The sequence below is a fragment of the Kineococcus aridisoli genome, from assembly GCF_050871885.1.
GTDB lineage: Bacteria > Actinomycetota > Actinomycetes > Actinomycetales > Kineococcaceae > Kineococcus.
The window spans coordinates 1-19,356 of record NZ_JBJLSF010000066.1; the positions used below are offsets into that span (position 1 = coordinate 1).

Consider the following 19,356-nt stretch of genomic DNA (forward strand, 5'->3'; position numbering starts at 1 on the left):
GCCCGTCGTCGTCGCGGCCGCGGGATCAGCCGCGGCGGCCCGCGGAGACCTCCTGGTCGGGCACCGGTGCCGGCGCGACCTGGCGCGGGCGGTGCTCGGCGCGGCCGGGCTCGGCGCCACCGCCGCCGCTGCCGACGTCCTCGACGACGACCTGCGCGACGACCGCGGGAGCCGCGATGGACAGCTGGTTGATCGTCTTGCTGACGACCTCCGCGCGGGGGTCGGCCTCGACCTGGACCAGGACGGCGTCCACCTCGCCGGCCACGGCGAACGTCACCGGGCTGGAGACGACCGAACCGCCGACGAAGATCACCAGGTGGCCGGACTCCACGAGGTGGCGGACCCCCGCCCCCACCGCGTGGGGCTGCAGGGAGCGCGCGTCCAGCGGCAGGACGCCGACGACGGCGCCGCCGCCGATGACCCAGGGGCGGATCTCCTCGCTCCAGCGGCCCTCGGGCAGCACGTGCGGGGAGGGCTCCACCGGGGCGCCGAGGCGGCCCAGGCGGCTGCCGTTCTCGTCGGCGTCGACGAGGACGACACGACGGCCGGCGCGGGCGGCCGAGGCGGCCAGGCCGGTGGCCAGCGCACCCGCGCTGCCGGAGGCGGCCGTGACGAGGATGCTGCCGATCTCCAGCCGGGGCGTGCGCAGGTGGCCGAGGTGCTGCAGGCCGACCAGGACGACGCCGGCGCTGCGGCTCGGCTCGCTCAGCGGGTCGCTCAGCGACCGGTGGGAGGGCAGGGAGCTCCAGCGCGCGAGCTCGGCGACGTCGACCAGCGGCGGCGCCGTGACCCGCTGCTTGAGGTGGGCGGCCCACGCCACCGCGCCGGCGGCGGCCAGCAGGCCGACGATGCCGGCCACCAGGCCGACCTGCCAGGGGTAGGGCGGCGAGGCGCTGGTGGGCGTCGTCGCGGCGTCGATGTTCGACACCCCCGAGCCGTAGGTGGTCGCCGCGATGTTGACCTGCTGCTCCTGCGCGGTGTCGCTGGCGGCGATGTTCGCCAGCGCCGCGTCGCGGGCCGCGACGACCGAGGCCAGCGACTGCGCCTGGTAGGCGTAGGCGACCGCGTCGGCGATGTCGGCGGCGCCCTGCGCGGAGTCGGCGGTCGCGGTGACCGTGATCTGGTTGGTGTCCGTCATCGGGGTCACCGTGAGGCCGTCGCGGAAGTCGGCGGCCTCGTCCACCGGGACCTGCACGGTCTCGGCGCCCACACCGGTCGCGACGGGCAACAGCGCGGCGTCCAGGACGCTGCTGGAGTCGACGACCGCCGCCTGCAGGGCCGCCCACTGCGTCGGGTCGCCCAGCTGCGCGGCGTTGTTGCCCGTCGCCGTCGGGTCGAACGGGCGGTCCTTGCCCAAGGTGATGGTGGCCGTGGCCGAGTAGGTGGGCGCGATGAGCGCCCCGGCCCCGAAGTAGCCGGCGACGGCCATGAGCACCGCGACGACGAGGACCTTCCACCGGTGGCGGAAGACAGCCGCCCACGCGCCCGAGCCGTGTCGCTCGGGACTTCCCCCTGCAGTCGCTGCCACGCTTCCTCCTGCTCCCCCCGGGTGTTCCCACCCGTCGGCCGTGATCGGCCGTCCCGCGGTCACTATTCCACCCGGCACCGGACGCACGCTGCCGCTCGAGGGGGCCGGACGAGTCCTTGCACCCGCTCGGAGCAGCGGTCCGTCACTCCACATGGATGACGCCGTCACGCACAGCACTCGGATGGCCGTTCCCGTGGTGGATCCGGCCGTTCCGGCGGTGTGCTCGACCTACCATGGCACGCGACAGGACGGCCGGAGGCACACCCGTCCAGCGTTCACACTTCTCCTACCAGTACCGGGGGCACCCGCGTGACGACGTCCTACCCGTTGAGCCGGCCCGCCGGGGACCACGAGAGCGGCGGCAGCGGGCGGTGGCGCGGCAGGGGGTCCACGACGCGGGCCGACCGCCGGGTGCTGGCCTTCACCACCACCCTGCTGCTCTCCCTCACGCTGCTGCAGCGGTTCGGCGTCCCGCTGGGCGGCGTCCAGCTGTCGGTGAGCGTGCTGGTGGCCGCCGGTGGCCTGGCGTACCTGCTCTACCACGGCGACGTCGTCGAGAACCGGGCCGCGACCCGCGTCTTCGTCCTCGCCATGACGGCGTGCTTCCTGTGCGCGGGGGTCGTCCTCGTCCGCTCCGGGTACGGCGGGATCACCTCGCTGGTCTACCTGCCGGTCATCTGGGTCGTCTTCGCGTTCCGCCTGCACCCGGCGCGCCACCACCTCTACGAGCGCGTGCTCGAGCGCTTCGAGGCGATCATGCTCGTCTTCGCCGGCGTGGGCGTGGCCCAGACCGCCGCCCAGGCGGCCGGTGCGTGGACCTACGTCGACTACGTCCTGACCTACGTGCCGAAGGCGCTGCTGTTCACCGGGTACAACACGAGCTACCCGATCCAGTACGGCTCCCCGATCATCAAGGCGAACGGGTTCGCCTTCCTGGAACCCTCCATCTACGCGCAGTTCCTGGCGATGGCGCTGCTGAGCGTCCTGGTGCGCCGGGCGGCGTGGTGGCGGGTGCTGCTGCTCGTCGCCGCGCTGGTCTGCGCGATCTCCGGGACCGGCCTGCTGTTCGCCGCGTTCGGCGTCGCCCTGCTCGCCGTGCGGCGCGGCGGGCGCTGGACCGCGCGCATCGTCGTCGCGGTCCTGGTGCTGGTGCCCGTCGCCCTGGCCACGCCCTTCGGCGCGATCATCGCCGACCGGGCGGGGGAGACCTCCGAGACGAACTCCAGCGGCAGCCTGCGCTTCGTCCAGCCCTACCAGCGGATCCTGGACTCCTGGAGCGAGGACCCGCTGTCGATCCTCGTCGGCGCGGGCGCCGGGCGGGCCGACGACCTGGCGGACCGGATCTTCCAGCAGACCGGGCTGCCCATCAACTTCTCCGGCCTGGCCAAGCTGGTCATGGAGTACGGCGTGCTCTCCGCCGTGCTGTTCGGCTGCTTCGTCGCCCTCGCGGTCGTGCGCCGCTCCCCCGCGCCGACGCTGGCGTGGACCGGCATCTTCGCCAACGCCTTCCTCACCGGAGCGCTCCTGCAGCCGCAGGTGCTCTACGTGCTCGTCCCGCTGTCCTCGCTCTTCATCGGCCACCGCTTCGAGGCGGAGCTCACCGCGGCCCGCCGGGCGGCCCGCCGGGCGGAGCGGCCGCGGACGGAGGAGCCCACCCGCCCGGCCGTCGCGGTCACGGTGCCCCCGGCGGCGCCGAACGGCCTGCGCTGAAACCGGCGCCGGCGTCGCCGGGGGGCACCCGTCGGCGGTGAGCGCCGTCGGCGGGTGAGCGGGGCGCAGCTCCCCGCCCCGCCGACGGGCCCGGGGACGAGGGAGGGGGACGGACCCGGTGGTCCGTCCCCTCCCTCGTCCCCCGCGCGCCGCGCGGGTGCGCTCACCCGATGGGCGTCGGCTCCACGCTCGACGTCGGCGTCACCGGCCGGCGGACGTGGCGGTGCACCGCCAGGTACCACCACGGCACGGTGAGCCAGAAGGCCGCGGCCATGCCCCACGCGGTGCCGACCGCGCCCCACCCGAGGGCCCCGACGGTCGAGGCGACGACGAGCAGGACGGCGTAGACGACGTGCAGGCGCAGCGTCAGCCGGGCGCCCTCGTTGGCGTAGAGCACCGCGGCGGGACCGACGGACAACGCCGACCCGGCCTGGCCGACGATGATCGGCACGAGGACCTCCTCGGTGCCCGCCCAGGTGTCGCCGAGCAGGGCCAGGCCCACGCCGTCGGGCAGCAGCAGGAAGAGCGAACCCCAGGCGACGCCCGTCACCACGACGAGGCCGGAGATGGCCAGCGCGGCCCACGTCCACTGCCGGCGGGCCATGGCGGCGCGCCGGCGGGACAGCTCGGGCACGGCGAAGGTCATCAGGCCGGTCGACATGATCGTCGCGGGGACGGTGAGCATGTTGCCGCCGCGCAGCGCACCCGCGGCCGCGGTGCCCGCGACGGCGGCGACGACGAACACGGCGATCTGGGCGCCGGACTGCAGGAGCACGTACTCGGGCACCAGGTAGCGGGTGGTGGAGGACTGCTCGCGCAGCCAGCCGACCGCGCGGCGCAGGCGGGGGCGCCGGCGCATCTGCGCCAGCCCGACGAAGGAGGCCGCCAGCGCGGCACCGCCCCAGGCGAGGACGTAGGCCGGGACGCTGTGCACGCCGCTGGTGAAGAGCACGAGGACGGCCAGCAGCTGCAGCACGCCCCAGGTGCCGTCGAGCACGCAGGCCGCGGCCGGGCGCAGGCGCGCGAAGAGGACCTGCCGCCAGGCGTCCTGCATGAGCAGCCCCGGCAGGACGACGCCGAGCGCGACGAGGCTGTGGCTGAGCACCGTCCCGAAGGGGGCCAGCACGCCGGTCGCCACGAGGCCGAGGCCGACCAGCAGCGACCCGCCCAGGGCCAGCCCGGTCGAGGCGGCGGTGACCCTGCCGAACTCCTCGTCGGAGGCGCCCGCGAAGCGCATGCCCACCGGTGAGGTGGCCAGCGCCCGGAAGAACCCCGTCGCGACCGAGAAGATCGAGAAGACGATGGCGAAGGTGCCGAAGTCCCCCTCGCTGACCGACTTCGCGATGACGATCTGCACGAGGAAGTTGTTGGCGCTGGAGACCAGCTGGTCGGCGATGTTCCAGACGCCGCGGGTCATGCCCGCTCCACGCAGCTTGGCGAGCAGCCTCACCGTTGTTCCCCCCTACTGGCGCGCCCGGGCGACGCGGGTCTCGGACTCGTCAGCCTCGCCGGCAGGACGCAGGGTCCCGACGGTACTCCGCCGAGCACCGGCTCAGGACGCGGTCGAGGCGGCGTCACCCGATGCGCCGAAGCGCTCGCGGAAGCGCGCCGACCCCTCGGGGGCGTCGTCCAGGGTCATGCCGACCCCGCCCTCGGGGGAGTTGAAGTACGCCTGGTAGCGCACGTCGGCCGACGCCACGACGTCGGCGATCTGGTCGATGAACTCCGGGCTGTCCCCGCCGCCCTGGGTGTCGCCCTCGGCGACCATGGCCCACTCGGGGAAGCTCACCGGCTTGTCGTGCAGGCGGGCGAACTCCACGACCGCGGAGACGGAGTTGACCTTCTCGTCCTTGGCCTGCCAGCGGGCACCGGGGTCGATGGGCGAGATGTAGGAGTCGTAGACGTCGATGCCGATGATGTCGACGTACTCGTCGCCGGGGTACAGCTCCTCGATCGACACCGAGTCCTGCGGGCCCTCGGCGATGTTGAAGTCGACCTCGAAGTCGGAACCCTCGACCTCCATGGCCATCACGATGCGGCGGAAGTACTCCTTCCACTGCTCGCGCTGCTCCGCGGTCTCGCCGACGTAGTGGGTCTCGTACCAGTCGCCGTTGAGCTCCCAGCCGATCCGCACGATCGACGAGCCCAGCCCGGTGGAGACGAGGTTGCGCCCGAACGCCTTCCAGTGCTCGTCGTACTCCCCGGCCGCACCGCGCTCGCGCCAGTCGGACGGCGGGTCCTTGGGGACCATCGCCGTGGAGACGACGAGCGTGCGGTTGTCGGGGTCCTCGCGCACCCACGCGCCCCAGTCCTGGCCCTGCGGCGGGTCCATCGCGAACCAGGGGCCCTCGATGGCGGCCCAGTCGTTCTCGGAGCCGAAGACGACGACGCAGTCGAGCGGGCGACCGAGCCAGGCCTCGAAGTCCTCGGCCACCGACACGGTGTGCGTCTGGACCCCGACCCACTTGGTGTCCAGGTCCGCCGCGGCCACGTGCGCCTTCGGCGTCCACTCCGGTGCGGGCACCGGGTCGGGGCCCTCGCCGTCCCCGCGCGTCGCCCACCAGACCCCGCCGCCCGCCAGCGCGGCCGCGGCCACGCCGATGCCGGTGCCGACGACCTTGCGGCGACCGGGCCGGCGCGGCCCGGGAGATCCGGTCGCAGGGCTCTCCTGGTGCGTCGTGTCCACCACTGCGCAGCTCCGCCTTCCCCCTCGGACGGGTGTCGTCGACCGACCCCCGTCACCGTCGACCGCACCGCCCCCCGGCCATGCGCACGCCCTGCGGCGCTGCTCAGAACTGTAGGCGAGTCCGGCGCACCTTGCCGCTACGTGAGAGTGCTCGTTCACGGAATCTTCGACCGCATGGGCGCACGCCGTCACGGACCGCTGCGGCACCTGCGACCGACCGTGACCGGGCGGGTGCGGCGCGCGCTCGCCGTCGCGGCGCTGCTGCCGCGGGGAGCGCCCAGCTCGTAGGCTGCCGCCGTGGGTCGGTTCGAGAACGTGGCGACGCTGGCGCGGCCCTTCGAGGGGTCGGTGGCCCTCGACCTCGCGTGCGGCAGCGGCCGCACCACCCGGGCGCTGCTGGCCTCCCGCCCGCGCCTGGTGCACGCCGTGGACGTCGGCTCCGCCCTCGACGACGACCTCCTGCTCGACGAGCGCGTGCGCGCCCACATCGCCGACCTCGCGGACCTGCCGCTGGAGGACGGCGCCGCCGACGTGGCCGTCTCCCTCAACGCCGTCGAGCACCTGGCCGACGTCGACGCCCACCTCGCCGAGGTGCACCGCGTGCTGCGCCCCGGCGGTGTCGCGGTCCTGGCCCACTCCGACTGGGACACCGCGCTGTTCACCAGCGAGGACGACCACCTCACCCGGCTGCTGCTGGACCGCTTCGTCGCCCACGCGCCCGCCGCCGGCGCCCGCGTCGACGGCTTCGCCGGCCGCAAGCTGCTGCGGCACGCGGCGGCCAGCCCCTTCCGCCTGGAGAGCGTGCACTCGTGGGCCGACCCGCACCGCCGCTTCGACGAGGGGTCCGTGGCCTGGAAGGTCGCCACCGGCATCCTCGCCGCGGTCGCCGACGACCCCGGCCTGGCCGCCCGCGCGGCCGGCTGGATCGAGGGGCTGCGCCGCACGGCGCGCGCCGGGCACTTCCTGTTCACGGTCACCGACGTCGCGCTCGTGCTGCGCAAGGACTGACCCCGCCGGCGCTGGGCTGGCAGAACCGCCCGGCAGGCGCGACCGTTGTCCTCCCAGGCGCGATCGACGCGACGGACGGGAGAGGGAGAGCAGTGGCTGGACTGGTCGGCAAGGTCGGGAAGTTCCTCGCATCGCCGCAGGGCAGGCGGTTGGCCGAGCAGGTGCAGCGCGCCGCCAAGGACCCCGCGACGCGGCGCAGGATCACGGACGCGGTGTCGCAGCTGCGCTCCAAGCAGCGCCCGCGCTGATCGGCGGAGGCCGATCGGCGGGGCTGATCGGGCGGTGCGCGCGCCGGCGGGCGCCGAGGGCACCCTGACGCGAGGTTAGAGTCCCGGGGTGCCCTCCGTCCCCGCCCCGCGCAGCACCGCCCTGCCCCGGGCCCTGCCCCGGCCGGCGTGGCTGCGCTCCGCGACGGTCCTGCGGACCGAGGTGCTGGCCGGGCTCGTCGTGGCCCTCGCCCTCGTCCCCGAGGCCATCTCGTTCTCGCTGGTCGCCGGTGTCGACCCCCGCGTCGGGCTGATCTCCTCCTTCGTCATGGCCGTCACGACCTCGGTGGTCGGCGGCCGGCCCGCGATGATCTCCGCCGCCACCGGTGCGGTCGCGCTCGTGGTCGCACCGCTCTCGCGCGAGCACGGCGTCGGCCACCTCGTCGCGGCGGTCCTGCTGGCCGGGGCGCTGCAGATCGCGCTCGGGCTGCTCGGGGTCGCCCGGCTCATGCGCTTCGTCCCGCGCAGCGTGACGACGGGCTTCGTCAACGCGCTCGCCATCTCGATCTTCCTGGCCCAGCTGCCCAACCTGCGCGACGCGGGCGCGGCCGGCTACGCGGTCCTGCTGGCGGGGCTGGCGCTGCTCGTCCTCGTGCCGCGCGTGACCACCTCGGTGCCGGCGCCGTTGATCGCCGTGGCCGTCCTGACGGTGCTGACCGTCGTGCTGCACGTGGACGTCCGCACGGTCGGCGACGACGGGGCCCTGCCGCACGCGCTGCCCGCGCTCGGCCTGCCCGACGTGCCCCTGACCCTGGAGACGCTGCGCACCATCGCCCCGTACGCCGTGGGCGTCGCGCTCGTCGGGCTCATGGAGTCGCTCATGACGGCCCAGCTCGTCGACGAGCTCACCGACACCGGCTCCTCCAAGACCCGCGAGTGCATCGGCCAGGGCACCGCGCAGATCGCGACCGGCCTGTTCGGCGGCATGGGCGGCTGCGCCGTCATCGGCCAGACCATGATCAACGTCAAGGTCTCCGGAGCCCGCACCCGGCTGTCGACCTTCCTCGCCGGCGCCTTCCTGCTCGTCCTCGTCGTCGGCCTGGGCGACGTCGTCGCGCGGATCCCGATGGCCGCGCTCGTCGCCGTGATGTTCCTCGTCTGCTACGGCGCCTTCGACTGGCACAGCGTGGCGCCGGCGACCCTGCGGGCCATGCCCCGCAGCGAGACCGCGGTGATGGCGGTGACCGTGGTCATCGTGCTGCTCACCCACAACCTCGCCTACGGCGTGCTCGGCGGCACCCTGCTGGCGTGCGTGCTCTTCGCCCGCCGCGTCGCCCACCTCGTCGAGGTGACGGCCGAGGGCGAGCAGGAGGGGCACCGCCGCTACGCGGTGCACGGGCAGGTCTTCTTCGCCTCCTCCGGCGACCTGGTGACCCAGTTCGACTACGCGGGCGACCCGGAGCGGGTCACCATCGACTTCAGCGACGCCCACGTCTGGGACGCCTCCTCGATCGCCGCGCTGGACGCCGTGGAGCGCAAGTACGCCGAGCACGGCAAGCGCGCCGAGATCGTCGGGATGAACCCCGCCACCGCCGCCCTGCACGACCGGCTCGCCGGCCGGACCGGCACCGCCTGAGGCCGGGCGGTCAGCGGGTCATCCAGCGCTCCGGCCCGGCACCGGCGCGGGCCGTGCGCGCCCGCACGGCCTGCTCGGCCAGCAGGTGCGCGGCGGTCGCCCCGTCGAGGTGGTCCACCCGCGGCTTGACCCGCCCGGGGGTGGAGTGCAGGACGACGCTGGCCAGCCCGAGCCGGCGCTGCAGCGGTCCCTGCACGAGGGCCAGGCTCTGGGTGCGCGCGTGCGGGACGACGTCCAGCAGCCGCACGAAGCGGCCGCCGCGCGCCAGGAAGGCGTGCTCGGTGATCCGGTAGCCGCGCCGGCGCCAGCTCAGCGGGTCCAGCCAGCGCGCCGCCCGCGGCACGGGGGTGAACCCGCCGTCGCGGTCGCGGCCGGTCAGCCCCGCCAGCACCACCTCCAGCGGCGGCTCGTCGCCGGTGCCGAGGTCGGGCAGCACGATCTCCAGGACGTGCGCGAGCTCGTCGAAGGTGCCCACGGGCAGCAGCACGGTGCTCTGCTCGGCCTCGCCGGCGGACCCGCCCGAGTAGCCGGCCACGTTGACCTCCACGCGCCACCAGCCCGCGCTGCGCCACAGCAGCGGCTGGCTGACCTGCAGCGCCTGCACCCGCCCCGGCGGCACCGTCTGCGAGCGCTGCTCCAGCAGGCCGTGCGTCATCCGCACCCCGTCCGGGGAGTCGGCGACGGTGAAGTTGAACCCGCGGCTGAAGCGCTGCCAGACCGCCGACACCAGCCCCAGGACACCGGCCAGCGAGGCGAACAGCGGCGTGAGGCTGCCGGCGAACCAGCAGCCGATCCCGATGCCGACGAGGCCGAGCACCGCCCACACCGTCAGCCCCGAGCGCAGCGTGGAGGCGATGAGCCGGCCCGGCGGCACCTCGACCACGTCCCGCTGCGGCGCCTCGGGGGCGTCCTCGCCCTCGGCGACGACGACCCCCGCCGACGCCGCGAGCAGCGCGTTGCGGACCCGCTGGGCCTCCTCCTCGCGCAGGTACGCCAGCGACACCTTGCTGCCCGAGCCGCCCGCGACCTCCAGGCGCAGCTCGGCGAGGCCGAACAGCCGGCCCAGCAGGGGGCGGACCACGTCGACGGCCTGCAGCCGGTCCAGCTGCGCGCGCCGCTGCTGGCGCCACAGGATCCCCCGCTCGACGTGCACGGCCTCGGCGTCGATGCGGTAGCGGGTGCGGCGCCAGGCGAGCGCGCTGTAGACCGCGCCCACCAGGGACAGCGCCACCACCCCGCCCAGGACCGAGAGCGTGACCACCCAGCCGGGCAGCTCCAGGCGCCAGATGTCGTCGACGTTCTGGCCGACGACGACCGCGAGGACGGCGGCGACCACCTTCCACGTCCGCAGCACCGGCGTCACCGGGTGCAGCCGGCGCCAGCCGGGGTCGGCGAGCACCTCGCGGGTCGGCGCGTCCAGCCGCGCCACCACCTCCGGCGGCACGTCCGCGACGGCGGGCTGCTCGGCGGGCTGCTCGGCCGGTCGCTCGGCCGGTCCTCGCGTCACGGCGTCACAACCCGGCCAGCCGCGCCTCGCCGCGGGCGGCCAGGCGGTCGCGCAGCCGCGCCGCATCGGCGGGCGGCAGGCCCGGGATCGCGGCGTCCGAACCCGGCGCGGCCGTGTGCAGCTGCACCTTGGCCAGCCCGAACCTGCGGTCGACCGGCCCCGCCTCGACGTCGACGTACTGCAGGCGCCCGTAGGGCACGACCACCAGGGAGCGGAAGAGGATCCCGTGCACCACGAGCAGGTCGTCGTCGCGCTCCGCGTAGCCCCACGCGGGCACCTGCCGGCCCACGAGCCAGAAGTCCCACGCCCACCACACCAGCACCGCGGCGGCCGCGAAGGCCACCCAGCGGGTGAGCAGGACGGTCAGCACCACCGCGGCGACGAGCAGCACCCCGAAGAAGAGCGCGCTCGCCGTGCGCTGCGCGGTGGCGTAGCGCGGCGAGATGCGCTGCCAGACGACGTCGTCCGGCGCGAACGGGTCCGGCGCGGCGGCGGGCACGGGACCGGCTGGCATGGCCCCACCCTGCCAGATGCGTTGCGGCGCGGAGCCGGCTCGGCGAGGCTGCCGGGGTGATCCACGCGCAGGACCGGGCCGGCGGCGCACCCGGGGACGGGTACCCGGACGAGCCCGAGGACGAGGTCATCCGCTTCGAGCAGGTGACCAAGCGCTACGGCAGGCCCGGTTCCGCACCCGCCGTGGGCGAGCTGACGATGGGCGTGCGCCGCGGTGAGCTGGTCGCCCTCGTGGGGCCCAGCGGCTGCGGGAAGTCGACGATCCTGCGGATGGTCAACCGGCTCGTCGAGCCCACCGGCGGGCGCGTCGTCGTCGACGGCCGCGACAACGCCCACGTCGACGCCGTCGCCCTGCGCCGCGGCATCGGCTACGTCATCCAGGCCGGCGGGCTGCTGCCGCACCGCACCGTGCGGCAGAACGTCGCGACCGTGCCGCGGCTGCTGGGCTGGGACGCCGCGGTGGTGCGCACCCGCACCGACGAGCTGCTCGAGCTCGTCGGGCTGGACCCGTGGGCGCACGGCGACCGCTACCCCGCGCAGCTGTCCGGCGGGCAGCAGCAGCGCGTCGGCGTCGCCCGCGCGCTGGCCGCCGACCCGCCCGTGCTGCTCATGGACGAGCCGTTCGGAGCCGTCGACCCCGTCGTCCGCGACCGGCTGCAGACGGAGTTCCGCCGCATCCAGCAGGAGCTGGGCAAGACCGTCCTGTTCGTCACCCACGACCTCGACGAGGCCGTCAAGCTCGCCGACCGCATCGCGGTCTTCTCCGTCGGCGGCGTGCTGGAGCAGTACGCCGCGCCCGGGACGCTGCTGTCCGACCCCGCCTCGGAGTTCGTCGTGCGGTTCATCGGCTCCGACCGCGGGCTGCGCCGGCTGGCGGTGACGCCGATCCGCCCCGAGGACCTCGAGCACCCGCTCGTGCTGGCCCCCGGCGACGGCGTCGCCTACGCCGCCACCGCGATGGAGGTCGACGGGCGCTCGTGGGCGCTGGTGCTGCAGGGGGACCCCGGCCGCCTCGTCGGGTGGGTGCCGCGCGGCCCGCTCACCGAGGCGATGCGCCGCGGTGAGCGGGCCGGCCGGGTGGGCGACCACGTCCGCCCCTTCGACGTCACCGTGCAGGCCGTGGAGACCATGCGCACGGCGTTCTCGACGCTGCTCGCCCAGGAGCTGCGGTTCCTGCCGGTCCTGGACGGCGAGGAGTTCGTCGGCGTCCTCACCCCCGACGTCGTGCACACCGCGCTGCGCCGGGACGTCCCCGCCTGAGGCCCCGCCTGAGGCCCCGCCTGAGGCCCCACCCGGGCGCCCACGGGGCGCGGCGCACCGGTTGCCACGTTTCAGCGCCGTCGGCCCGGGGAACCCCCCCGGTACGCCCGGGCAACGGGTCGTGGACCTCGTGCCGGCCCGGACGTCCGCGCACGGCCCGTGCCGCCCCCTCGCCGAGGAGACCCCGCCCCCGCATGTCCCGCCGCGCCCCCGAACCCGGACCCGCCTCCGCCGCCCCGCCCGCACCCGCTCCCCCGCCCGCGGGCCCGGCACCGCGGGTGCCCGCCCCGCCGCGGCGCGCCGACCCCCGCACCGACCCCCGCACCGACCCCCGCGCGGGCGTGCGCTCGGGGGAGGTCCCCGACCCCGCCGTGGCGGTCGCCGACGCGGCCACCGCCGACGTCGAGCCCTCGCTCGCCGGGCCGGGGTCGCCGGAGCTGCTCACCGCACCCGCTCCCCGCCCGGCACCGCGCGGCACCCTCGGCCTCGTCGTGCTGCTGGGGTCGATGGCGGCGCTGGGCGCCGTCAACACCGACCTGTACCTGCCCTCGCTGCCGCAGGTGGCCTCCGACCTCGGCGTCTCGGCCTCCGCCACGCAGCTGACGATCACCGTCGTGCTCGTGGGGATGGCGCTGGGCCAGCTCGTCGTCGGCCCGCTCAGCGACCGCTTCGGCCGCCGGCCCCCGGTCGTCGTCGGGTGCGCGCTGTTCGTCCTGGCGTCCCTGGGCTGCCTGCTGGCCCCGAGCCTGCCGCTGCTCGTGGCGCTGCGCTTCGTGCAGGGCGTCGGCGTCTCGGCGGGCGCCGTCACCGCCATGGCCGTGGTGCGCGACCTGTTCACCGGCCCGGTGGCCTCGCGGCTGATGTCGCGCCTCGTGCTCGTCATCGGCGTCGCACCGCTGTTCGCCCCCACCGTCGGCGGCGCGCTGGCGGGGGTGACCGGGTGGCGGTTCGTCTTCGTCGCGCTGGCCCTCGCCGGCGTCGCCCTCCTGCTCGCCGTCTGGCGGCGCCTGCCGGAGACCCGCCGGCCCGCCGGCGGGACCACCGGTGGGACCGCCGGTGGGACCGCCGGTGCACCTGCCGGCGGGTCCACCGGGGGCGTCGGCCACGCCCTGGTGACCTACGCCCGGCTCCTGCGCGACGTGCGGTTCGTCGCCTTCGCGGTGCTGCCGGGCCTGGCGATGGCCGTCATCGTCTGCTACGTCTCGGTGTCGCCGTTCGTGCTGCAGGAGGTCCACGGGCTGTCCCCCACGCAGTTCGCCCTCGTCTTCGCCCTCAACGGCGTCGCGCTCGTGGGCGGCTCGCAGGTGAACGCGGCGCTGGTGACGCGCGTGCCCCCGGCCCGGCTGCTGCGCGTGGCCGTGCCTGCCACGCTCGTCCTGGCCGCCGTGCTGCTGGTCGTGGTCCTCACCGGGGCCGGCGGGCTCGTCGGCCTGCTGGTGCCGCTGTGGCTGCTGCTGGGCACGGGCAGCCTCGTGCCGCCCAACGCGGTCACCCTCGCCCTGGCCGAGCACGGCAGCACCGCCGGCTCGGCCGCGGCGCTCATCACCGCCGCGCAGTCCGGTGTCGGCGGCGGCATCGGCATCGTCGCCGGGGCGCTGGGCGGGGACGCGCTGGCCATGGCGGGCGTCATGCTGGGCGCGACGACGGCCTCGACGGTGGCGCTCGCGGTCGCGGTGCGCGCCCGCCGCAGCGCGGCCACCGGCTGACCCGGGCGGCGGACCCCCTACCGGGGAGGTAGCCGACCCGGCACCGGCGTGGGGTGCGGAACGGTCCCCGCGGGCGATGCGCCGGCACCGGCCGCGGCGGAACGCTCCAGCCATGAGAATCCTCCTCGGAGCAGACACCTACGCCCCCGACGTCAACGGCGCCTCGACGTTCGCGCAGCGGCTGGCCACCGGCCTCGCCGCCCGCCACGAGGTGCACGTCGTGGCACCCGCGCGCGGCCTGCGCAGCACCACCGCGACCACCCCGGTGCCCGGCGGGAGCCAGGTCGTCGAGCACCGCGTCCGCGCCCTGCCCGTCGTCGTCGGCGGCACCGGCCTGCGGTTCTGCCCGCCCGCCGGGCTGGTGCGCACCCTCACCCGGACCCTGCGCGAGGTGCGCCCCGACGTCGTGCACGTGCAGAGCCACTTCCTGCTGGGGCGCGCCCTGGTCACCGCCGCGAACCGGCTCGGCGTCCCCGTCGTCGCCACCAACCACTTCATGCCGGAGAACCTCACCCACCACCTCCCCCTCGGCGCGCGCGGGCAGCAGGCCGTGCACGGCTGGGCCTGGGCCGACGCGGCCGCCGTGTTCACCCGCGCCGACGTCGTCACCGCACCCACCCCGTTCGCGGCGGCGCTGGCCGAGCGCGCGGGGATCCCCGGCCCGGTGCTGCCGATCTCCTGCGGGATGGACCTGCGCCGCTTCGCCCCCGACCCCACCGGGCGGGCGCGCTCGGGCTTCCGGGCCCGCCACGGCGTCCCGGACCGCCCGACGGTCGGGTACGTGGGCCGGCTCGCGCCCGAGAAGAACGTCGCCGAGCTCGTGGACGCGCTGGCCCTGCTCCACCGCGCCGACCCCGCGCTCGACGCGCAGCTGCTCGTCGTCGGCGACGGCGCGCTGCGCCCGGCGCTGGTGCGGCGGGCGGCCGAGCTGGGGATCGCCGACCGCGTCGTCCTCACCGGTTTCGTGCCCGAGGAGGAGCTGCCGACCGCCTACCTGGCCTGCGACGTGTTCGCCAACGCCGGGACGGCGGAGCTGCAGAGCCTGGTGGTCCTGGAGGCGATGGCGTCGGGGTTGCCGGTCCTGGGCGTCGACGCGTGCGCGCTGCCGCACCTGGTGCGCGACGGCGAGAACGGCTACCTGTTCCCGCACGGGCGGCCGGCCGCGCTCGCGGCGCGGCTGGGCCTGCTGCTGCGCGAGGAGGACCGGCGGGCCCGCATGGGCGCGCGCAGCGCGCAGATCGCCGCCGAGCACGACGAGGTCCGCACCCTCGCGGCGTTCGAGGAGCTGTACGCGCTGCGCGGGCGCACGAGCGGGGCGCTGCCCCGGGTCGCGCCCGCCGCACCCGCCCTGCCGGCGGCGCCCGGCACCCCGGCCGGCGTGTGAGGGCACCGTGCCGGTCCCGCGGTCGGCCGGTCCGCCGCGGACCCGTGCGGCACACTGGGTGAGTGCCACCGACGCCGACCCGGCGCCCGTGGTGGCGCACCTGGTCGCGGCGGGTGGGGACCGGCTACGGCCTGCTCGCCACCGCCGCCGTCCTCGTCGTCCTGGCCTCCAGCGACGCGCACGCCGTCAGCTACGTCCTCGGCCTCTTCGCCTCCTGGTGGCTGGCCCCCGCGCTCGTGCTCGTCCCCCTCGCCGCCGCCGCCTCCTCCTGGCGGGCGCTGGCGGCGCTCAGCGTCCCCGCCGTCGTCGCGGGCGGCCTCGTCGGTCCCTACGCGCTGAACCGGCTCACGCCGGCCGACCGTCCCGCCGACCTGCGGGTGGCGACCTTCAACACCTCCTCCGTCGCGGGCGCCGAGGGCCTGCACGCCCTGCTGGAGCAGGCCCGGCCCGACGTCGTCGCCCTGCAGGAGGTCGCCGACTGGCAGCTCGCCGGGCTGGCGCGGCGCTACCCCCACTACCCCCACTCCAGCCACGACGGCAGCGCTCCCCGCACCGGCGGTGACGGCCTGGTGCTCTCGCGCTGGCCCGTGCTCGAGGTCCGGCCCGTCAGCGGCCTGCCCGCCGGAGCGCGCCCGGCCGACGTCGTCGTCCTCGACGTGGACGGCCGCCGCCTGGCCGTCCTGTCCGTCCACTTCGCCTCGCCGTGCCTGTTCTGCTCCGAGCGCGGCCTGCGGCGCAACCCCGCCGGGGACACCGGGGCCGCCGCCCGCGTGCGCGTCGCCGAGGCCCGCCGCTACGGCGAGGTCGCCCGCGAGCTGCGCGCCGAGGGGAACGCCGTCGTGCTGGCCGGCGACCTGAACTCCTCCGACCTCAACGAACCCCTGCGCTCGCTGACCCGCTCGGGGCTGACCGACGTGCACCGCGCCGTCGGCACCCGCCCGCAGCTGACCCGCGGCAGCTCACCGGGCTTCGCCCGCGTCGACGTCGTCCTCGTCGCCGGCCTGACCCCGCTGGCGGACAGCGAGCTCGACCCCGGCGGCAGCACCCACTCCCCCGTCGTCGCCGAGCTGGCCTGGCCCTGAACCCGGTCCTCAGCCCGGTCCTCAGCCCGGTCCTCAGCCCGGTCCTCAGCCCGGTCCTCAGCCCGGTCCCGAGTCCTTCCCCGGGCACCCGGAGAACCCGTCGACGGCGGCGCCGGGCCTGCCTGGCGTCGTGCGGGTGGTGAGTTCCGACGTGTGGGGCGAGGAGGCCGCCCACGACCACGACGAGGTCTCGGCGGGCATGTTCGCGCCCGAGGTCCTCGACCCGGCGGTGGAGTTCCTCGCCGCGCTGGCCGGCGACGGCCGGGCGCTGGAGCTCGCCGTCGGCACCGGCCGGGTGGCCGTCCCGCTGGCCCGCCGCGGCGTCGACGTCACGGGCGTCGAGCTGTCGGAGCCGATGGCCGCGCGGTTGCGGGCCGAGGCCGCGCACGACCCCGCCGCCGCGTCGGTCGAGGTCGTCCTCGGCGACATGGCGACGACCCGGGTGCCCGGCGGGTTCCCGCTCGTCCACGTCGTCTTCAACACCACCACCAACCTGCTGGAGCAGGACGAGCAGGTGGAGTGCTTCTGCAACGCGGCCCGCCACCTGCTGCCCGGCGGCGCCTCCGTCGTCGAGGTGGGCGTGCCGCAGCTGCAGCGGCTGCCGCCGGGCGAGCACGGGCCGCTCGCGGCACCGCTACGCCTGGCCCGCCGAGTACGACCTCATGGCCCGCATCGCCGGGCTGCGCCTGGAGCAGCGGTGGGCGGACTGGTACCGGGCGGGGTTCACCGCGGACAGCCGCGCCCACGTCCCTGTCTGGCGCAGACCCGCCTGAGACCCCGTCCGGGACCCGTCCGGGGCCCCGCGGCGGCGGTTCAGCGGTGGCGGTTCAGCGGCTGCGCTCGGCCTCGGGCTCGTCCTCGTCGGGAGGGACGCGGCAGTAGCGCTCCACGAGCAGGCCCGCCACGAGCAGCAGCACGGACGCCACGACGTCGGCGAGGCCGACGACCGCCTGGGTGCGGCGGGCCGCGATGTCCAGCGTCGGCAGGTAGTGCACGACGAAACCGGCGAACAGGCCCGTCAGCAGCGCACCGGCGACCGAGGCCGCCTTCGCCAGGGCCGCCGTGCGCGCGGCCCGCAGCGCGTCGATGCGCCGGGACCTGTCCCCGGCCACCCACTGCCGCACCGGCCAGCCGAGGCCGAACACCGCGACCGCCAGCAGCCCGATCGTCAGGGTGGTGCGCCACAGCAGCTCCGGTTCGGCGTGGCCGCGCGCGATCCAGATCCGCAGCCCCGACCAGGTGAGCACGGCCGCCAGGAAGCCGAGGCCCACCAGCAGGCCGGGGCGCGAGGGCCTCACGAGGGGATCCGCGCGAGCAGGTCCGCCACCCGGCCGCCGTGCGGGCCGGGCAGGACGGCGTCCGGGTCCAGCTCGGCCCACGGGCCCAGCACGAAGGCGCGCTCGTGGGCGCGCGGGTGCGGCAGCACGAGCCCGTCGCCCGCCTCGGAACCGTCGAGGACGAGGTCGCCGTGGGTGACGAGGTCCACGTCCACGACCCGGGGGCCGCCGGCCGTCTTGGTGGCGCGGTCCAGGCCCAGGCGCGCCTCGACCGCGTGGCAGGCGGCCAGCAGCTCGTGCGGGCCGAGGACGGTGTCGGCGAGCACGACGGCGTTGAGGAAGTCGGGCTGGTCGAGGACCTCCCCGACGGGGGCGGTCTCCACGATCGTGGACACCGCGCGCACCGCGATGCCGTCGGTGGCGGCGAGGGCGTCGACGGCCGCGCGCAGCGTCGCCGCCCGGTGCCCGAGGTTGGCGCCCAGCGCCAGCACGACCGGCACCCCGGGCTCCCCGCCCGGCAGCCCGCCCGACGCGGCGGCGGCGGCGCTCACGAGCGCGTCCGGCGCACGACGAGCTCGACGTCGTCGAAGGGGGCGGGGATGGGCGCCTGCGGCTTGTGCACGACGACGTCGACGGCCTGCACGAGCGCGGAGCGCTCCAGGCAGGCGGTGGCGACGCGGTCGGCGAGGGTCTCCACGAGCTGCACGGGCTCGCCGGTCAGCAGCGTGACGAGGTGCTCGGCGAGCGCGCCGTAGTCGACGGTCGCGCCCAGGTCGTCACCGGCGGCCGCGGCGCGGGTGTCCAGGTGCAGGGCCACGTCGAGGGCGAACGGCTGGCCCTGGCGGCGCTCGGACTCGAGCACGCCGTGCCGGCCGATGGCGCGCAGCCCGCGCAGCACGATGCGGTCCAGGGGGCGGCCCCGCGCGTCGAGGACGGGACCGGCGGCGTCGAGGGAGCTCATGCGCCGATCCTGCCCGCCGCGCGCCAGGCGGTGGCGACGCGGACCGCGGCGGCGGAGGGGGCCACCTCGTGCACCCGCACGCCCCAGACCCCCTGCGCGGCGGCCAGGGCCGTGACCGCCGCCGTCGCGGCGTCGCGCTGCGCCGGCGGCGGGACCGCGCCGTCGGGGCCGGCCAGCAGCGCGCCGAGGAAGCGCTTGCGGGAGGCGCCGACCAGCAGCGGGCGCCCCAGGGCGGCCAGCTCCTCGAGCGCGGCCAGCAGCGCCCAGTCGTGCTCGCCGGCCTTGGCGAAGCCCAGCCCGGGGTCGAGCACGACGCGCTCGGCGGCGACGCCGGCGGCGGTCACCGCCTCCAGGCGGGCGGCCAGCTCGGCGCGCACCTCGGCGACGACGTCGTCGTAGGTGGCCAGCGAGGTCATGACGTCGGAGTGCCCGCGCCAGTGCGAGAGCACGTACGCGCAGTCCAGCCCGGCGACGGTCGCGGCCATGTCCGGGTCGGCCAGGCCGCCGGAGACGTCGTTGACGACCACGGCACCGGCCTCGACGGCCGCGCGGGCGACCTCGGCGCGCATGGTGTCCACGCTCACCGCGACCCCCGCCGCGGCGAGGGCGCGCACGACCGGCAGCACCCGGCGCAGCTCCTCGGCGGCCTCGACGCGCCCGGCGCCGGGGCGGGTGGACTCCCCGCCGACGTCGACGAGGTCGGCGCCCGCCGCCCGCAGCGCCAGCCCCCGGGCCAGCGCGTCGCCGGCGTCCAGGAACCGCCCGCCGTCGGAGAAGGAGTCCGGGGTGGTGTTGAGGACGCCGAGCAGGCGGGTGGGGCCCGGCTCCAGCAGCGCGCGGGCCGTGGCCCGCACGCCCACCGGCGCGCTCGGGGACGGGCTCGCCGGGGCGC

At 76.4% G+C, this 19,356-nt stretch carries 17 protein-coding genes and 1 pseudogene; 9 read left to right on the forward strand and 9 right to left on the reverse strand.

What is annotated here, in order from left to right:
- Positions 1-25: 25 nt before the first annotated feature.
- Positions 26-1,528: a GumC domain-containing protein gene (locus ACRYM2_RS16550; RefSeq protein ID WP_432523536.1), complete on the reverse strand. Its 1,503-nt coding sequence runs from the start codon at positions 1,526-1,528 to the stop codon at positions 26-28.
- 309 nt (positions 1,529-1,837) lie between these two features.
- On the opposite strand from ACRYM2_RS16550, the gene ACRYM2_RS16555 reads away from it, so the two are divergent.
- Entirely contained in the window at positions 1,838-3,238 is a 1,401-nt protein-coding gene (locus tag ACRYM2_RS16555) for a hypothetical protein (RefSeq protein ID WP_432523537.1), read from the forward strand.
- A gap of 163 nt (positions 3,239-3,401) precedes the next feature.
- Here the strand turns inward: ACRYM2_RS16555 and ACRYM2_RS16560 are convergent, their stop codons facing one another.
- The gene (locus ACRYM2_RS16560; RefSeq protein WP_432523538.1) at positions 3,402-4,688 is read right to left on the reverse strand and encodes an MATE family efflux transporter; all 1,287 of its coding nucleotides are present in this window, start codon (positions 4,686-4,688) and stop codon (positions 3,402-3,404) included.
- A 102-nt stretch (positions 4,689-4,790) separates the two neighbouring features.
- Positions 4,791-5,924: a glycosyl hydrolase gene (locus tag ACRYM2_RS16565; protein WP_432523539.1), complete on the reverse strand. Its 1,134-nt coding sequence runs from the start codon at positions 5,922-5,924 to the stop codon at positions 4,791-4,793.
- A gap of 297 nt (positions 5,925-6,221) precedes the next feature.
- Here ACRYM2_RS16565 and ACRYM2_RS16570 point away from each other — a divergent pair, with 297 nt between their 5' ends.
- From ACRYM2_RS16570 to ACRYM2_RS16580, 3 genes are all read left to right on the forward strand, one after another.
- Positions 6,222-6,932 (forward strand): methyltransferase domain-containing protein, encoded by a 711-nt coding sequence (locus ACRYM2_RS16570; RefSeq protein WP_432523540.1) that lies wholly within the window; start codon positions 6,222-6,224, stop codon positions 6,930-6,932.
- A 92-nt stretch (positions 6,933-7,024) separates the two neighbouring features.
- Complete coding sequence (locus ACRYM2_RS16575) at positions 7,025-7,180, forward strand: hypothetical protein (RefSeq protein ID WP_432523541.1); 156 nt, start codon at positions 7,025-7,027, stop codon at positions 7,178-7,180.
- 88 nt (positions 7,181-7,268) lie between these two features.
- The gene (locus ACRYM2_RS16580) at positions 7,269-8,774 is read left to right on the forward strand and encodes a SulP family inorganic anion transporter (RefSeq protein WP_432523542.1); all 1,506 of its coding nucleotides are present in this window, start codon (positions 7,269-7,271) and stop codon (positions 8,772-8,774) included.
- 10 nt (positions 8,775-8,784) lie between these two features.
- Here the strand turns inward: ACRYM2_RS16580 and ACRYM2_RS16585 are convergent, their stop codons facing one another.
- Both ACRYM2_RS16585 and ACRYM2_RS16590 read right to left on the reverse strand, forming a co-directional pair.
- Entirely contained in the window at positions 8,785-10,281 is a 1,497-nt protein-coding gene (locus ACRYM2_RS16585) for a PH domain-containing protein (protein ID WP_432523543.1), read from the reverse strand.
- 4 nt (positions 10,282-10,285) lie between these two features.
- The gene (locus ACRYM2_RS16590; protein WP_432523544.1) at positions 10,286-10,795 is read right to left on the reverse strand and encodes a PH domain-containing protein; all 510 of its coding nucleotides are present in this window, start codon (positions 10,793-10,795) and stop codon (positions 10,286-10,288) included.
- Between the two features lie 56 nt (positions 10,796-10,851).
- On the opposite strand from ACRYM2_RS16590, the gene ACRYM2_RS16595 reads away from it, so the two are divergent.
- From ACRYM2_RS16595 to ACRYM2_RS16615, 5 genes and pseudogenes are all read left to right on the forward strand, one after another.
- Positions 10,852-12,054 (forward strand): ABC transporter ATP-binding protein, encoded by a 1,203-nt coding sequence (locus ACRYM2_RS16595; RefSeq protein WP_432523545.1) that lies wholly within the window; start codon positions 10,852-10,854, stop codon positions 12,052-12,054.
- Between the two features lie 194 nt (positions 12,055-12,248).
- A complete protein-coding gene (locus ACRYM2_RS16600; protein WP_432523546.1) occupies positions 12,249-13,760 on the forward strand; it encodes a multidrug effflux MFS transporter in 1,512 nt (503 codons plus the stop codon).
- A 112-nt stretch (positions 13,761-13,872) separates the two neighbouring features.
- Entirely contained in the window at positions 13,873-15,144 is a 1,272-nt protein-coding gene (locus ACRYM2_RS16605; RefSeq protein WP_432523547.1) for a glycosyltransferase, read from the forward strand.
- Between the two features lie 62 nt (positions 15,145-15,206).
- Positions 15,207-16,226 (forward strand): endonuclease/exonuclease/phosphatase family protein, encoded by a 1,020-nt coding sequence (locus tag ACRYM2_RS16610; protein ID WP_432523548.1) that lies wholly within the window; start codon positions 15,207-15,209, stop codon positions 16,224-16,226.
- Between the two features lie 136 nt (positions 16,227-16,362).
- Positions 16,363-16,999 (forward strand): annotated as a pseudogene (locus tag ACRYM2_RS16615) (methyltransferase domain-containing protein).
- Positions 17,000-17,053: 54 nt separating this feature from the next.
- Here ACRYM2_RS16615 and ACRYM2_RS16620 read toward each other — a convergent pair.
- The 4 genes from ACRYM2_RS16620 to folP are packed head-to-tail and all read right to left on the reverse strand — an operon-like array spanning position 17,054 to position 19,324.
- Positions 17,054-17,524 carry a DUF3180 domain-containing protein gene (locus ACRYM2_RS16620; protein ID WP_432523549.1) on the reverse strand — a complete coding sequence of 157 codons (471 nt, stop codon included), beginning with the start codon at positions 17,522-17,524 and terminating at the stop codon, positions 17,054-17,056.
- Positions 17,521-18,054 (reverse strand): 2-amino-4-hydroxy-6-hydroxymethyldihydropteridine diphosphokinase, encoded by a 534-nt coding sequence (gene folK, locus ACRYM2_RS16625; RefSeq protein ID WP_432523550.1) that lies wholly within the window; start codon positions 18,052-18,054, stop codon positions 17,521-17,523. The genes ACRYM2_RS16620 and folK overlap by 4 nt, the downstream gene beginning before the upstream one ends.
- Complete coding sequence (gene folB / locus ACRYM2_RS16630; protein ID WP_432523551.1) at positions 18,051-18,464, reverse strand: dihydroneopterin aldolase; 414 nt, start codon at positions 18,462-18,464, stop codon at positions 18,051-18,053. Before folB ends, folK begins: the two co-directional genes overlap by 4 nt.
- Positions 18,461-19,324 (reverse strand): dihydropteroate synthase, encoded by an 864-nt coding sequence (gene folP / locus ACRYM2_RS16635; RefSeq protein WP_490055058.1) that lies wholly within the window; start codon positions 19,322-19,324, stop codon positions 18,461-18,463. Before folP ends, folB begins: the two co-directional genes overlap by 4 nt.
- Positions 19,325-19,356 lie beyond the last annotated feature (32 nt).

Coding starts and splice junctions, on each gene's coding strand:
- folB (WP_432523551.1), bottom strand. CDS start 18,464: ATGAGCTCCCTCGACGCCGCCGGTCCCGTCCTCGACGCGCGGGGCCGC.
- ACRYM2_RS16605 (WP_432523547.1), top strand. CDS start 13,873: ATGAGAATCCTCCTCGGAGCAGACACCTACGCCCCCGACGTCAACGGC.
- ACRYM2_RS16590 (WP_432523544.1), bottom strand. CDS start 10,795: ATGCCAGCCGGTCCCGTGCCCGCCGCCGCGCCGGACCCGTTCGCGCCG.
- ACRYM2_RS16600 (WP_432523546.1), top strand. CDS start 12,249: ATGTCCCGCCGCGCCCCCGAACCCGGACCCGCCTCCGCCGCCCCGCCC.